Source organism: Pseudomonas sp. TUM25319 (genome assembly GCF_056388475.1).
Window position 1 is genome coordinate 2938363 of sequence record NZ_CM150751.1, and the last position, 15619, is coordinate 2953981.

Below are 15619 nucleotides of genomic sequence, written 5' to 3' on the forward strand. Positions count from 1 at the left end.
TCCTTGAAAAATGATGACACACTGATCTTGTTTATGACACAAAGTGTCATTACGATTGCTAAGTGTCCTGGCGCCGTGGCAGCGGTCACCAGGAAAAAACAGCCATTTCCAGCTCAGGTACCGATCGTGACTACGACCATGCAGACCCCGAAGGACCAACTCGTCAGGCTCGCCGAGCAGCAGATGCAGACGGCGCTGATCGACAACACCTACACGCCACGGCAGAAGCTTGCGCTGACCTGCCGCATTCTGTTCGACGGTGGACATGACTCGGGCCTGGCCGGGCAAATCACCGCTCGGGCGCCGGAAACAGGCACCTATTATACGCAACAGCTCGGCCTGGGCTTCGATGAGATATCGGCGTCCAACCTGCTGGTGGTGGACGAGAACCTCAACGTTCTCCAGGGCCGTGGCATGGCCAACCCCGCCAACCGTTTCCACAGCTGGTTGTACCGCGCACGTCCCGACGTCAACTGCATCATCCACACCCATCCGCTGCACAGCGCTTCGCTGTCGATGCTGGAAGTGCCACTGGCGGTTTCGCACATGGATATCTGCCCGCTGTTCGACGACTGCGCTTTCCTCAAGGACTGGCCGGGCGTTCCGGTCGGCAACGAGGAGGGCGAGATCATCGCCAACGCCATCGGCGACAAGCGCGCCATCCTGCTTTCCCACCACGGCCTGCTGATCGCCGGCCGTTCGGTGGAGGAGGCGTGCGTTCTGGCGCTGCTGTTCGAGCGCGCCGCCCGGATGCAACTGCTGGCCATGAGTGCCGGTGAGATCCGCCCGATTCCCGAAGCGCTTGGCCAGGAAGCCCATGACTGGATTTCCACACCCAAGCGCCACGGGGCCGCGTTCAGCTACTACGCCCGTCGTGCCTTGCGTACCCATGGCGATTGCCTGGGCTGATCGACGCTTTATCCATTCCTCGAAAACTGCAAAAGGTGCCTTGTATGTCTACTCCTGTGATTCACGGTGTCATCGGCTACACCATCACGCCCTTCGCCGCGGACGGCTCGCTTGATCTCGCCGCATTGGGCAAATCCATCGAACGCCTGATCCAGTCCGGTGTGCACGCCATCGCGCCCCTGGGCAGCACCGGCGAGGGCGCGTACCTCTCCGACAGCGAGTGGGAGTCGGTGGTGCGTTTCAGCCAGGACAGCATTGCCGGCCGGGTGCCGACGGTAGTCAGCGTGTCCGACCTGACCACCGCACGTACCGTCCAGCGTGCCCGGCTCGCCGAGTCCTGTGGCGCCACGGCGGTCATGGTGCTGCCGGTGTCCTACTGGAAACTGACCGAGGCCGAGATCGTCGATCACTACAAGGCTGTCGGCGCGGCCATCGATATCCCGATCATGCTCTACAACAACCCGGGCACCAGCGGTACGGACCTGTCGGTCGAGCTGATCCTGCGGATCCTGGATGAAGTGCCCAACGTCACCATGGTCAAGGAAAGCACCGGCGACATTCAGCGCATGCACCGCCTGCACCACGCCGCTGGCGGCAAGGTCGCGTTCTACAACGGCTGCAACCCGCTCACCCTGGAAGCCCTGGTGGCCGGTGCGACAGGCTGGTGCACTGCCGCACCGAACCTGATTCCCGAGCTCAACCTGGCGCTGTGGGCGGCGGTCCAGGAGGGCCGGCTGGAAGAGGCGCGGACCCTGTTCTACCGCCAGTACGAGCTGCTGGAATACATCACCCGTCGCGGCCTTCCGACCACCATCAAGGCCGGTCTGAAGATGCTCGGCCTGGATGTCGGCGCGCCACGCCTGCCGTTGCAGCCGCTCGATCCCCAGGGCAGCGCCTTGCTGAAAACCCTGCTCACCTGACCCTTGAAGAGAGCACCCATGAAAGTCCATTTCATCGTTCATGAGTCCTTCGAAGCTCCCGGCGCCTACGAGACCTGGGTGCAGACCCGTGGCTACCAGGCCAGCTACTCGCGGGTCTACGAGCAGCAGGCGCTGCCGGAGAGCGCCGAAGGCATCGACCTGCTGGTGGTCCTTGGAGGCCCGCAGGATCCGGCGACCAGCCTTGCGCAATGCCCGCACTTCGATGCCGTCGCCGAGTGCCGCCTGATCACTCAGGCGATTGCTGCCGGCAAGGCGGTCGTGGGCATCTGCCTGGGTTCCCAGCTCATCGGCGAAGCGCTGGGCGCGGCGTTTGCCCACAGCCCGGAAAAGGAGATCGGCAAGTTTCCGATCCACCTGACCGCTGACGGCAAGGCCAACAGCAAGGTCGCGCATTTCGGCGAGGTACTGCAGGTGGGGCATTGGCACAACGACATGCCCGGCCTGACGGCTGACGCGAAGATTCTGGCCGCGAGCGAAGGCTGCCCGCGCCAGATCGTTGAATACAGCCCGCTGGTCTACGGCTTCCAGTGCCACATGGAATTCACCCGTGACGTCATCGAGCTGTTGATCGCCGCCTCGCAGAGCGATCTTGCACAACTCACCGGCCACCGCTTCGTGCAGCAACCCGCCGCGCTGCGCGCCCATGACTGGGACGAGATGAACCAGAAGCTGTTCGGCTTCCTGGACAAACTCGTCGAAGCCTACAGGGCCGCTCAGGCCCGCTGAGCGTTTGCATACCGCACCCGGCAATCCGCTCTCTGCCGGGTGCGACCCCTTCTTCTGCACCCCATCTCCCCCAGCCTTCCCCACTCCAGCCACGGCTCGGCGCTCGCCATCGCATTGCCCCCGGTTTTCGCCTCAAACCTCACCGCATAGGCATCAATGTATTTTTCAATGTTTTTTAATCGATAAAAAAACATTTACAAAGAGAGATATCGCTGTGAATATGTCTCGGCGAATTGAAAAATACAAAATCGCAAACGGCGCTGATCGAGGTCAGGCCACAACAAGAACGATATGATCAGAACCTTGAGGCCGGGCCTGCCATCGACCGGTCTTCAGCGAAGGAGAACCTCTCCCGTGCATCGCTTCCGCAATCCTTTCCTTGGTCGCACCCTGCAGGTACTGGGCTTTGCGACCCTTGGCGCCCTGGCCCAGCACGCCGTGGCCGACACCACCTTGCGCGTCGGCCTGGGTGCCGATATCCGCGGCACCGAACCCGGTGTGAACCGTGACGAAAACACCGACACCGTGATCCTCCATGTGGTCGAGGGCCTGGTGGCGCACCGCGAGGACGCCTCGGTCGGTCCGCTGCTGACCAGCGCGGTCAAGGTCTCCGACGACGGCCTGACCTATACCTTCACCCTGCGCGACGGCGTGCGCTTCCATAACGGCGCCACCCTCAGTTCCGCCGAGGTGAAGTGGACCTGGGACCACTACCTCGATCCGAAGACCCAATGGCGTTGCCTGCCGGAATTCGATGGCCGTGGCGGCGCGAAGATCAGCAGCATCGCCACGCCCGACCCGCGCACCGTGGTCTTCACCCTCGACCAGCCTAACGCACTGTTCCTCGCCTCCATGGCCCGTCCGGATTGCGGTGGCTCCGGCATCCTGCATCCGGACTCGCTGGCCGCCGACGGGCGCTGGAAATCGCCGATCGGCACCGGCCCGTTCACCCTCGACGAGTGGAAACCGGGCCAGTACGTGCAACTGGCGCGGTTCAAGGACTACAGCGCCCGTGACGAAGCCGGCCCCGATGGCTTCACCGGCAAGAAGGAAGCGCTGGTGGACAACGTGCGCTTCATGATCATTCCCGACCCGTCGTCGGCCAAGGCGGCGCTGCTGTCGAACAACGTCGACCTGCTGCCGGACGTCACCGCCAGCGACGCCCAGGAGCTCAAGGCGCTCCCCGGCATCCAGGTTTCGGTGAGCCCGATCATGGCCATCTGCGGCCTGCTGTTCCAGACCAGTGATCCGCTGCTCAAGGACGTGCGCATTCGTCAGGCCATCGCCCATTCGCTGGACTACGGGCAGATGGTCACGGCGCTGTCCAACGGCCTGTCGCAGCCCAACAATTCGGCGATCCCGCAGACCAGCGCCTTCTACAGCGCGGCGGCGAAGCAGGGCTATACCTACGATCCAGCCCAAGCCCAGCGTCTGCTCAAGGAAGCCGGCTACAAGGGCCAGCCGATCAGGATGATCGTCAACAAGCGCTACCAGCAGATGTTCGACATGGGCGTGCTGGCCCAGGCGATGGCCCAGGCCAGCGGCCTGAACATCCAGATGGAAACCCTGGAGTGGGGCACGCAACTGGAGCGCTACCAGAGCGGCAACTACCAGATGATGTCGTTCTCCTATTCGTCGCGGCTCGACCCGGCGCTGGGCTTCGACTCGCTGATGGGCGACAAGAACAAGGAGCCGCGCAAGGTCTGGGACAACCCGCAGGCCCAGGGGCTGCTGCGCGAGGCGGTGCGCGAGAGCGACACGGCGAAGCGTCAGGCGCTGTTCGATCAGTTGCACGGGATGATGATCAAGGACACGCCGATGGTGATCATATACAACGGTACGGTGATCGGCGCGTTGCGTGACAGCACCCGCGGCTACCATTCCTGGCCGGTGGCCAAACCACGGTTGTGGGGCGTCAGCCTCGCGGCGAAGTAGGGCAGGGCCAGACGATGTTCCGCTTTATCGTTCAAAAACTCGGCATGGCGCTGCCGACCCTGCTGCTGATCTCGGTGATGGTCTTCGCCCTGATCCGGCTGATCCCCGGCGACCCGGCGCTGCTGATGCTCGGCGACATGGCCGACCCACAGAGCCTGGCCGACATGCGCCGCACCCTGGGCCTGGATCACTCGCTGGTGACCCAGTTCCTGATCTGGTTCAAGGCCGTCCTCAGTGGTGACCTGGGCTTTTCCATCAGCACCCGCGAGGCGGTGTTGCCGCTGATCCTCGAACGCTTCGCGGTCAGTGCCAGCATCGTCCTGGTGGCGGTGCTGCTGGCGACCCTGATCGCCGTGCCGGTAGGCCTGCTGGCGGCGTGGAAACAGAACAGCGCCCTCGACCTGGGGCTGGTGATGAGTGCCACGCTGCTGCTGTCGATCCCCAGTTTCTGGCTCGGTCTGCTGCTGCTCTACGCCTTCGGCATCAAGCTTGGCTGGCTGCCGGTGGTGGGCTACGTCAGCTTCGGCCAGGACCCGTGGCAGGCGCTGAGCTACCTGGTGCTGCCGATCGTCACCCTGACCCTGGTGGAACTGGGCGCCATCACCCGCATGGCCCGGGCCAGCACCATCGAGGTGCTGCGCCTGGAGTACATCGCCCATGCCCGGGCCAAGGGCCTGTCGGAAAGCGCAGTGCTGTGGCGGCATGCCCTGCGCAATGCCTTCGCGCCGACCTGGACCCTGGTCGGGCTGATCCTCGGCAACCTGCTGGGCGGCATTGCGGTGCTGGAGACCGTGTTCACCTTGCCGGGCATCGGCCGGCTGATGGTGGATGCGATCTTCGCCCGTGACTACCCGGTGCTGCAGGGCTGCCTGCTGCTGATCACCTTCGTCTATGTGCTGGTCAACCTGTTCGTCGATCTGCTCTACCCACTGTTCGATCCAAGGGTGAAGTTATGAGTTCGAAACCCTCCCTGGCGCCGCTGGCCGCGCCGGCCGCGGTCCGCAAGGCGCCACGGGGCTGGCCGCCGGCCAACGCGCTGATCGGCGCCAGCCTGCTGCTGGTACTGATCGCCATGGCCCTGCTCGGGCTGCTCTGGACGCCGTTCGACCCGCTGCGCATCGACCTGCTGTCACGCCTGCAGGCGCCTTCGGCGGCGCACTGGCTGGGCACCGACGAGTTCGGTCGCGACGTGTTCAGCCGCCTGCTGATCGGTGCCCGCACCAGCCTGTGGATCAGCCTGCTGGCGGTGAGTTTCGCGGTGGTCGCCGGCACCCTGATCGGCATGCTCGCCGGCTACCTGCGGGGCTGGACCGACCGCCTGCTGATGATGTTCAACGACGCGCTGCTGGCGTTCCCCGGCATCCTCATGGCTCTCGGCATCATGGCGATCATCGGTGCCAGCCAGTACGGCATCGTCCTGGCCCTGGGCATCGCCTACACGCCGTCGGTGGTGCGGGTGGTGCGCGGCAGCGTGATGTCGCTGCGGGAGCTGGAGTTCATCGAAGCCTCGCGGGTGATCGGCAACTCCGAGCTGTACACCATGCTGCGGCACATCGCGCCCAACTGCCTGGCCCCGCTGTGCGTACTGGCCACCAGCATGTTCGGTTGGGCGCTGCTGTCGGAAAGCGCCTTGAGTTTCCTTGGCCTGGGCGTACCGCCACCCGCTGCCACCTGGGGCAACATGCTCGCCAGCAGCCGGCCCTACATTGCCTCGGCGAGCTGGCTGGGGATCTTCCCCGGGCTGTTCATCTGCCTGGCGCTGCTGGCCATCAACCTGTTCGGCGATGCCCTGCGCGATCGTCTCGACCCCCGGATGAGGAAGTGATCATGTCCAAGCCCAACACCCTGTTGCAGGTGCGTGACCTGCAGATCCGTGTCGGCGAGCATGGCCCGCTGGCGGTCGACGGCCTGAGTTTCGACGTGGCCCCGGGCGAGATCGTCGCCCTGGTCGGCGAATCCGGCAGCGGCAAGACCATGGCTGCCCGCGCTGCCATCGGCCTGCTGCCGATGCCGATGCAGGTCTGCGGCGGCAGCCTGGACTTCCAGGGCCGCGACCTGGTCACCCTCGACGCCCAAGCCATGCGCGCCATCCGTGGCGCACAGATCGGCATGGTGTTCCAGGAACCCATGGTGTCGCTGAACCCGGCGCTGACCATCGGTCGGCAGATGGCCGAGGCCCTGACGCTGCACACCGACCTGGACCCGCCGCAGATCCACGAGCGCTGCGTGGAGATGCTCCAGCGCATTGGCATCCGTGACGCCGAGCGCTGCCTCAAGGCCTATCCGCACCAGTTTTCCGGCGGCATGCGCCAACGGATCATGCTCGCGTCGGTGATGCTGCTGCGGCCCAAGCTGCTGATCGCCGACGAGCCGACCACCGCGCTGGACTGCCTGGCGCAACTGGACGTGATCGAGCTGATGCTGGAGCTGACCCGCGAGCAGGGCACGGCGATCCTGTTCATCAGCCACGACCTGTCGCTTGTGGCGCGCTACGCCCACAGGGTGGTGGTGATGCGCCAGGGCCAGGCCGTTGAGCAGGGCGCCATCGCCGATATCCTGCTGGCACCGAAGGCCGAGTACACCCGCCAGTTGCTCGAAGCCCTGCCGCGTCGCGGCGAGCTGCCGGCGCTGCCGGCGGGCAAGGGTCCGCTGGTGGAAGTGGACCAGGTGTGCATCGAGCATCCGGGCCCGGCCAGCTTCTGGGGCAAGCGCCAGTACAAGCGGGTGGTGCATTCCGCCAGCCTGGCCATCGCCCCGGGCGAGACCCTGGCACTGGTGGGCGGCAGCGGTTCGGGCAAGACCACCCTCGGCCGCTCGCTGGTGGGGCTGATCAAGCCCTGCGCCGGCGCCATCCGCTTCAAGGGCGTGGACATTCTCAAGGCCGGCAACCGCACCCATCGCCTGCAATGTCAGATGATCTTCCAGGACCCGTTCTCGTCGCTGAACCCGCGGATGAAGATCGGCGAGATCCTCATCGAGCCGCTGCGCCACGAGCCCGGCCTGAGCGCCAGCGGTCGCCGCGAGCGGGTGGCGCAGACCATGCGTGACATCGGGCTGCCGGAGGCCTTCGCCGAGCGCTTCCCGCACCAGTTGTCCGGCGGCCAGCGCCAGCGCGTGGCCATCGGCCGGGCGCTGGTACGACACCCGCAACTGGTGATCGCCGACGAGCCGATCTCGGCCCTGGACATGACCATCCAGAAACAGATCCTCGAACTCTTCGAGCGGCTCCAGGCGCAATACGGCTTCGCCTGCCTGTTCATCTCCCACGACCTCTCGGCGGTGGAGCGCATTGCCCACCGGGTGGCCGTGATGCACCAGGGCGAAGTGGTGGAAACAGGCAGCCGCGAGCAGGTCTTCGACGACCCGCAGCACCCGTACACCCGCCAGCTGCTGGCCGCCGCCAGCCCGCTGGAGAAGCTCTCCGACGGCAGTTACCGAATACGTCGCGCCAGCTGACCTGAACCCCTGATCCATCCCCGGCGCGCTGGTCCAGCCAGCGTGGAGGGGCAAGTCATGTCCGAAAAAACAACAACAACAGCCTTCTCATCACGAATGCCAGGAGCCAGAAACACATGAAACACCCGAACCTCAACCTGTTGCTGACCGGTGTCGGCCTGCTTTCCGTCCAGGCCCACGCCGACTTCATCAAGGACAGCAAGGCCTCGCTGGAGCTGAAAAACTACTACTTCAACCGCGACTACCGCGAAGACGCCGGCCAGTCCAAGCGCGAAGAGTGGGCCCAGGGCTTCACCCTCAACCTGCAGTCGGGCTTTACCGAAGGCACCGTCGGTTTCGGCGTGGATGCGGTGGGCATGCTCGGCCTGAAACTCGACTCCAGCCCGGACCGCTCAGGCTCTGGCCTGCTGTCCCGGGACAACGAGGCCGAGCCGGGCAAGCCGAGTTACGCCAGGCGCGCCCAGGACGAGTATTCCAAGCTGGGCATCACCGGCAAGGTGCGTTTCGCCCAGAGCGAGCTGCGCAGCGGCCACCTGCTGCCCGACCTGCCGACCCTGCAGCCCAACACCAGCCGGATCTTCCCGCAGACCTTCCGCGGTACCCAGCTCAAGTCCGGCGACATTCCGGGCCTGGCGCTGATTGGCGGGCAGATCGACCGGGTCCGCCAGCGCGAGTCCACCGATTACGAGGAAATGGGCCTGACCAGCCAGAGCGGCGCCTACCGCAGCAGCGCCAAAAGCGACCGGTTCCGCTTCATCGGCGGTGACTACAAGCTGACCCCGGCGCTGCAACTGACCTACCACTTTGCCCAGTTGGAAGACATCTACCAGCAGCATTACGTGGGCCTGAAACACAGCTTCGCCCTCGGCGGCGGTGCGCTGAAAACCGATATCCGCTACTTCGATGCCGACAAGGCCGGCGCCGGGCTTGCGGGCAAGGTCGACAACCGCGCCCTGAGTACCCGGCTGGCCTACAGCTACAACGGCCACACCCTGGGCGGCGGTTACCAGGAGCAGTTTGGCGACACCCCGTTCACCTACGTGGACGGCACCAACACCTTCCTGTTCTCCGAGTATCAGCTGAGCAACTTCTCCCAGACCAAGGAGCGCACCTGGCATGCGCGCTACGACTACGACTTCGCATCGCTGGGCATTCCGGGGCTGACCTTCTCGACCCGCTGGGCCAAGGGCGACCAGGCCGTGGTGAAAGGCTTCGATGGCGAGGCGCGGGAGTGGGAGCGGGATATCGACCTGGGCTACGTGTTCCAGAGCGGGCCGATGAAGGGATTGTCGCTGCGCTGGCGCAATGCGCTGACCAAGGCCAACTACCTGCGTGACATGAACGAAAACCGGGTGATCCTCGGTTACACCGTGGCGATCTGGTGATGAACGGGGGCGCGCGGCGCATTCATCGCCGGCAACGCCGGCTCCCACGGTACCTCTGTGGGAGCTGGCGTTGCCGGCGATCGGCACAGCACTGGTCTTCAGCCCTTGCCCCGCGCCACCCCCATCTTGCTCGCCACCTCCAGGTGGCGGTGCAACAGGGTCGAGGCCCATTCGTTGTCGCCTTGCTCCAGCGCATCGAGGATCGCCAGGTGCTCGCGGCACGAGACCTTGACCCGCTCGACATTGTTCACCGAATGGAACTCGGTGAGCCGGCGCAGGCGGTTTTGCTGCTGCACTGCCTGGAGGATGTAGGTGTTGCCCGAGGCCGCCGCCAGCAGTTCGTGGAACTGCGCGTTGCTCTCGAAAAAGCGCTTGCTGTCGGCCACGCCCTCCAGCAGGTCGAGCTGCTGGCGCCGGCAGCGCTGCACCTGCTCGGGGTTGAGGTGAAAGGTCGGCTCCAGAAGGCCGGCCGGCTCCAGCAGCATGCGGAAACGGTAGCTCTCGAAGCGCGTCTGGCGGTCGCTCAGGGTCGGCAGGAACTGCCAGCCGTGGCCGTGCTTGCGCTGCATCACGCCTTCGTCGGACAGCCGCAGCAGGCAGCGACGCAACACGCTCTTGCCGGCGCCGTAGCGGCGCAGCAGATCGCTTTCGGAAATCTGGTCGGGGAGCGCCTGGTTCAGGCGGTCGTCGATCAGCTTCGCGTAGAGCGCGTCTTCCTCGCTGTGCAGTTCGCTGACCTGGGCCTGCACCGCCAGCGGCTGCAGCGGCACGCGATAGCCCTGCTGTGCGGCCGCTTCAATCATCTGTTGGCCGGCGAGGTACGCCAGCGCCCCGCGAATCGGCGAGCGCGACACGCCAAAGCGTTCGGCCAGGTCGACTTCCTTCAGGTGGCTGCCGGCAGGCAAGTCGCCGCTCTGGATGGCAGCGAGGATCTGGGCGGCAACCTTGGTCTGCAGCGAGGTGAGTTGAGCCATGGGGCGAAGTCGTTCCTTGGACGAAGGGAGGGCCGGACAAGCGAAAAGATCGGGCGTCCCGGTGTCGTTGCCGGGGCCCGGCGACAGATTCAAGCACAAATGTATTTTTAAGCATATAAAAACATCGGCGGTTCGCCCGTCGATTTTGCGAGGAACCGCGTTGATGAGTTACATCCCACTGCCACGGGCGTTGCCCCAGGACAAAGGCGTCGATCCACGGGCCATCGTCGATTTCCTCGACGCCCTTCAGGCCGCCGGGCTGGAGCTGCACAGCTTCATGCTGTACCGCGACGGCGCGGTGGTCAGCGAGGCCTTCTGGCGGCCGTACGCCCCACGGCGCCCGCATGTGCAGCACTCGGCCACCAAGAGCTGGACCGCCACCGCCGTCGGCCTGCTGATCGACGATGGCCGCCTGGCCCTGACCGACAAAGTGGTGGACTTCTTCCCCGACCTTTGCCCGCCGCAGATCAGCGCCAACCTCGCCGCCATGACCGTGCAAGACCTGCTGACCATGCGCACCGGCCACCGCCGCGGCATCTCCGGCGGCGACTGGCGCAACCTCTCCAGCAGTTGGGTCGAGGCCTTCCTCGCCGAGCCGGTGGACGAAGCGCCGGGCCAGTCGTTCATCTACAGCAGCGCCTCCAGCTTCATGCTCTCGGCCATCGTCACCCAGGTCAGTGGCCAGACCCTGCACCAGTTGCTCGACGAGCGCGTGCTGCGTCACCTGGGCATGGACCCGCTGACCTGGGACCTCGCGCCCGGCGGCTTCAACAGCGGCGGCAACGGCCTGAGCTGCACCACCGAGGACTCGCTGAAGTTCGGCGTGCTGCACCTGCGCGAAGGCCAGTGGGACGGCCGGCAACTGCTCTCGCCGCAGTGGGTCGAAGCGGCCACCCGCAACCAGGTGGACGACGTGTGGATGGGCGAATTCGACGGCAAGCAATACCTGCCGCGGGACACCGCCAACGCCGCCGGTACCCGCCGCGAAGGCTACGGCTACCAGTGGTGGATGACCCGCAACGGCGGCTACTACGCCTCCGGCGTGTTTGGCCAGCAGTGCATCGTGCTGCCGGCGCAGCGCACGGTGATCGCCTTCACCTGCGGCCTGCGCCTGGGCGAGAAACGCCTGCATGCCGCGCTCTGGGAGCACCTGTTCCCCGGTCTCGGCCGCGTCGGTGCGACCCCGGAGGCCGACCAGGCCCGTCTCGACGCCCTGATCGACGGCCTGCACCTGCCCGACCTCGACGGCGCCAGCGACTCGCCGTGCCAGGCCGACCTGGCCGGTCGCTTCATCATCGAGCCGAACGAGGACCAGGTGCGCGAGATCGCCTTCGCCTTCGACGATGACGGTTGCGACTTCACCCTGGTCGACCACCGCGGCAGCCATTCGGTGCGTGTCGGCCTGCACCAGCCTGTGGAGTCGCACACCAGCATCACCGGCAACTACCTGCACCACCAGTACCAGCCCGAGCAGACGCCGGTAGTCGCCCACGGACGCTGGGACGAGGCGGGCGGCCTGCACCTGCTCTGGCGCTTCGTCGAAACCGCCTTCACCGACCGCATCGACTGCCGCCTCGAAGACGGTGTGCTGCTGTTCGACCGTGGCGTGAACACCAATGCCGGCGCCCTGCAGCGCCCGACCCTGCGCGGTCACCGCCTCTGACTTTCCCCGATCCAGGAGCCGTTTCATGACTCAGCCTCTCACCACCGGCCTGTGGGCCCCGTTCACCCCGATGCGCGATTTCAGCCGCGAGCCGATGCTGTTCGATCGCGCCGAGGGCATGCATTACTTCACCCCCGAGGGCCGTCCGGTGCTGGATGCCATGGCCGGCCTCTGGTGCGTCAACGCCGGTCACGGCCAGCCGCGCATCGTCGAAGCGATCCGCGAGGCGGCGGGGCGCCTGGACTTCGTGTCGTCGTTCAAGATGAGCCACCCGGATGCCCTGCGCATGGCCGACGTCCTGGTGGACCTGGCGCCGGCGGGGCTGGAAAAAGTCTTCTTCACCAACTCCGGTTCGGAAGCGGTGGACACGGCCTTGAAGATTGCCCGCGCCTATCACCAGGCCCGGGGCGACAGCCGCCGGACCAAGCTGATCGGCCGCGCCAAGGGCTACCACGGCATGGGCTTCGGTGGTCTTTCAGTGTCCGGCATCGGCCGGCAGAAGCGCGACTTCGGGCCGCTGCTGGGCGACGTCGCGCACCTGCCGCTGCCCTACGACGCCAGCCTGCGCTTCAGCGCCGGCCAGCCGGAGCAGGGCGCCCACTACGCCGACGCTTTGCTGCAACTGCTGGACGTTCACGACCCGGCCACCGTGGCGGCGGTGATCGTCGAGCCGGTTACCGGATCCGGTGGCGTCTATGCGCCGCCCTTGGGTTACCTGCAACGGTTGCGCGAACTCTGCGACCGCCACGGCGTGCTGCTGATCTTCGACGAAGTCATCACCGGCTTTGGCCGGGTGGGCGAGTCCTTCGCCGCCCAGGCCTTCGGCGTGACCCCGGACCTGATGACCCTGGCCAAGGGCCTGACCAACGGCGCCGTGCCCATGGGCGGCGTGCTGGTCAGCGGCACCGTGTATGAAGCCTTCATGCAGGGCCCGGCGTCGGCCATCGAACTGATGCACGGCTACACCTACTCGGCGCACCCATTGGCGTGCGCCGCCGGCCTGGCGACCCTGGCGGTACACGAAGAGCTGGGGATCAACGCCCATGTGCGCACGGTGGCGCCGCTGTGGCAACGCACCGCGCTGGCCTTGCGGGAGCAGCCATGGGTGCAGGATGTGCGCGCCATCGGCCTGCTTTGCGCGGTGGAACTGCACAGCCGCGACGGCGCACCGGGCGCCCGTGGTGCCGAAGTGGCGCGGCACTGCTTCGACGCCGGGGTGCTGGTGCGTGCATCCGGGGACACTATCGTACTGTCGCCGCCGCTGGTGGTCTCGGCGGAGCAGATCGGGCTGATCTTCGACACCCTGCGCCAGGCACTGGAGCGGGTGGCATGAACGCGCTGGACTTCTACATCGACGGGCGCTGGGAGCGTCCGCTCGACCGCTCTCGGCTGGACGTGGTCGATCCCCACGACGAACAGCCCTTCAGCCAGATCAGCCTGGGCCATCGTGATGACCTGGACCGCGCCGTCGCGGCGGCCCGACGCGCCTTCGACGGCTATTCGCAGTGGACCCGCGAGCAGCGCCTGGAGCTGCTCGCGGCGATCATCGCCGGCTACCGCCAGCGCAGCGAAGAACTGGCGCAGGCGGTGCACCGGGAAATGGGGGCGCCGCTGTCGCTGGCCCGCAATGCCCATGTACCGGCCGGGCTCGGCCATCTGCAGCGGGCCTTCGAAGTGCTGCGCGATTACGAATTCGATCGCGCCCACGGCAGCAGCCTGATCAGCCGCGAGCCCATCGGCGTGGTCGGCCTGATCACGCCCTGGAACTGGCCGCTCAACCAGCTCACCTGCAAGGTCGCCCCGGCCTTGGCCGCCGGTTGCGCCATGGTGCTCAAGCCCAGCGAGCGGGCGCCGCTGTCGGCCATGCTGCTGGCGGACATCCTGCATGAGGCCGGTGTGCCGGCGGGGGTGTTCAACCTGGTCAACGGAGACGGCATGACCATTGGCGACGGGATCGCCCGGCATCCGGGGATCGACATGGTGTCCTTCACTGGCTCCACCGGTGCCGGCATCGCCGTGGCCAAGGCCGCAGCGGATACGGTCAAGCGGGTATCCCAGGAACTGGGCGGCAAGTCGGCCAACCTGATCCTGGCCGATGCCGACTTCGACGCGGCGGTGCGCCATGGTGTCGCCGGCTGCTGGCGCAACAGCGGCCAGTCGTGCAACGCCCCGACCCGGATGTTGGTGCCTCGCGCCTTGCAGGGCCGGGCGGTCGAGATCGCCCGTGAGATGGCGACGCAGGTCTGCTTCGACGACAGTCGGCCCGACACTGCCATGGGCCCGCTGGCCAATGCTGCGCAGTTCTTGCGGGTACAGCAACTGATCGGCGCCGGGCTGGGGCAGGGCGGGCGTCTGGTGTGTGGTGGCGTGGGGCGTCCGGTGGGCATCGAGCGGGGGTATTTCGTCCAGCCGACGGTATTCGCCGACGTCACCCCGGACCTGCCAGTGGCGCGGGAAGAAATCTTCGGCCCGGTGCTGGCGATCCTGCCCTATGACAGCGAAGACGACGCCGTGGCGATGGCCAACGACAGCCCCTACGGCCTCTCCGGCTACGTCACCGGCGGCAGCCTGGAACGGGCCCGGGCGGTGGCGCGGCGGTTGCGCACGGGCATGGTCCATCTCAATGGCAGCAAGGCCGACAACGGCGCGCCGTTTGGTGGCTACAAGCAGTCGGGCAATGGGCGGGAGTGGGGCGTGTTCGGGTTGGAGGAGTATCTGGAGGTGAAGTCGATGTTCGGGTACTCACCGGGGTGAGCGGTGGCGGTATCAGGAACTGCACAGGTCAGGGTTGGAGGATGAAATCCAGGGATCTGAGCACCTGTTCGGTGCTGTGCTCCAGGCTTATCGAGAAGTAGAGATAGACGCCCGTCAGGACTATGGTTGCAAGGGCCCAGGGCGTCCACAATGGCCACAGGCGTGGCAGGCGATAGCCGCGCGAGACCACGGTGTCGGGCTCGTCGAACAGGCGCTCGGGCGCCGGGCCGCGCAGTTGGCGCAGGATCCGGTGCAGTTTGACGATCAGGCCATTGAGGACCTCCTGGGTGTCGGGCTGCGCGCCGTACTTGCCCTGGAAGCCCAGGCACAGGCACATGAACTTGAACTCCAGGACTTCCTGGTAGCGAGCCGGGTCCATCTGCATGCGTTCAAGCACCGTGAAGAACTTTTCCCCGCCCCAGGTTTCGTTGTGGTGGTAGCTGAGCAGCGAGCGATCCTTCCAGCTGGATTCGCTCCCCCAGGCCGTAGACAACACGGCCTCATCAATGAAGGCACACAAGGCATAGCGGTAGGTCAGTTGCGTGGTGGTGTCATAACCGGCGAGGCGAATCTCTTCGCCGATCGTCGTGATCTGGTCACGCACCTTGCCATACAGTTGATCGGCATCGCCCGTCTCGGTATTGCGTAGAGCGATCACCAGGCCGAACAGAGGCTGGGCTGCATCGATCAGAAGGTTGAGGCTGTGGCCGCGCATGTGGAATAGCGGGTCGGGTTCGCGGTCCATCTTGCTTACAGCCTCATGCAACAGGTTGTCCCTGTCCCGAATACCCTCTACGGGTGCGGTGTGATCATCCTGACTGGCCTGGTTTTTTTCGCTCTGGATGGGGAGGTTCATATCATTGACTCCAAGTTGTT

Annotated in this window: 13 protein-coding genes; 11 read left to right on the plus strand and 2 right to left on the minus strand. The window is 65.8% G+C overall.

Annotated features, from left to right (window positions below; genetic code table 11):
• The first annotated feature begins 126 nt into the window (after window positions 1–126).
• The 8 genes from AC05QJ_RS13875 to AC05QJ_RS13910 all read left to right on the plus strand — a co-directional run bounded on the left by AC05QJ_RS13875 (window position 127) and on the right by AC05QJ_RS13910 (window position 9352).
• The gene (locus AC05QJ_RS13875) at window positions 127–909 is read left to right on the plus strand and encodes an aldolase (protein ID WP_476747393.1); all 783 of its coding nucleotides are present in this window, start codon (window positions 127–129) and stop codon (window positions 907–909) included.
• 44 nt (window positions 910–953) lie between these two features.
• The gene (locus AC05QJ_RS13880) at window positions 954–1829 is read left to right on the plus strand and encodes a dihydrodipicolinate synthase family protein (RefSeq protein WP_476747394.1); all 876 of its coding nucleotides are present in this window, start codon (window positions 954–956) and stop codon (window positions 1827–1829) included.
• 18 nt (window positions 1830–1847) lie between these two features.
• A complete protein-coding gene (locus AC05QJ_RS13885; protein WP_476747395.1) occupies window positions 1848–2576 on the plus strand; it encodes a type 1 glutamine amidotransferase in 729 nt (242 codons plus the stop codon).
• A 399-nt stretch (window positions 2577–2975) separates the two neighbouring features.
• The gene (locus tag AC05QJ_RS13890; RefSeq protein WP_476747939.1) at window positions 2976–4511 is read left to right on the plus strand and encodes an ABC transporter substrate-binding protein; all 1536 of its coding nucleotides are present in this window, start codon (window positions 2976–2978) and stop codon (window positions 4509–4511) included.
• Between the two features lie 14 nt (window positions 4512–4525).
• Complete coding sequence (locus AC05QJ_RS13895) at window positions 4526–5467, plus strand: ABC transporter permease (RefSeq protein WP_262129414.1); 942 nt, start codon at window positions 4526–4528, stop codon at window positions 5465–5467.
• Entirely contained in the window at window positions 5464–6336 is an 873-nt protein-coding gene (locus AC05QJ_RS13900) for an ABC transporter permease (protein WP_476747396.1), read from the plus strand. Before AC05QJ_RS13895 ends, AC05QJ_RS13900 begins: the two co-directional genes overlap by 4 nt.
• Before the next feature lie 2 nt (window positions 6337–6338).
• Window positions 6339–7967, plus strand: a complete 1629-nt coding sequence (locus AC05QJ_RS13905; protein WP_476747397.1) for an ABC transporter ATP-binding protein — start codon at window positions 6339–6341, stop codon at window positions 7965–7967.
• A 116-nt stretch (window positions 7968–8083) separates the two neighbouring features.
• Complete coding sequence (locus AC05QJ_RS13910) at window positions 8084–9352, plus strand: OprD family porin (RefSeq protein WP_476747398.1); 1269 nt, start codon at window positions 8084–8086, stop codon at window positions 9350–9352.
• A gap of 98 nt (window positions 9353–9450) precedes the next feature.
• Here the strand turns inward: AC05QJ_RS13910 and AC05QJ_RS13915 are convergent, their stop codons facing one another.
• Entirely contained in the window at window positions 9451–10326 is an 876-nt protein-coding gene (locus AC05QJ_RS13915) for an FCD domain-containing protein (RefSeq protein ID WP_476747399.1), read from the minus strand.
• 163 nt (window positions 10327–10489) lie between these two features.
• Here AC05QJ_RS13915 and AC05QJ_RS13920 point away from each other — a divergent pair, with 163 nt between their 5' ends.
• Genes AC05QJ_RS13920 through AC05QJ_RS13930 form a run of 3 tightly spaced genes read left to right on the plus strand, consistent with a single transcriptional unit; the run spans window position 10490 to window position 14743 of the window.
• Window positions 10490–11989 (plus strand): serine hydrolase domain-containing protein, encoded by a 1500-nt coding sequence (locus AC05QJ_RS13920; RefSeq protein ID WP_476747400.1) that lies wholly within the window; start codon window positions 10490–10492, stop codon window positions 11987–11989.
• 25 nt (window positions 11990–12014) lie between these two features.
• Entirely contained in the window at window positions 12015–13322 is a 1308-nt protein-coding gene (gene aptA, locus AC05QJ_RS13925) for an omega-aminotransferase AptA (RefSeq protein WP_476747401.1), read from the plus strand.
• Complete coding sequence (locus AC05QJ_RS13930; protein ID WP_476747402.1) at window positions 13319–14743, plus strand: aldehyde dehydrogenase family protein; 1425 nt, start codon at window positions 13319–13321, stop codon at window positions 14741–14743. Before aptA ends, AC05QJ_RS13930 begins: the two co-directional genes overlap by 4 nt.
• 28 nt (window positions 14744–14771) lie before the next feature.
• Here the strand turns inward: AC05QJ_RS13930 and icmH are convergent, their stop codons facing one another.
• Window positions 14772–15599: a type IVB secretion system protein IcmH/DotU gene (gene icmH, locus AC05QJ_RS13935; protein ID WP_476747403.1), complete on the minus strand. Its 828-nt coding sequence runs from the start codon at window positions 15597–15599 to the stop codon at window positions 14772–14774.
• Between the last annotated feature and the right edge of the window lie 20 nt (window positions 15600–15619).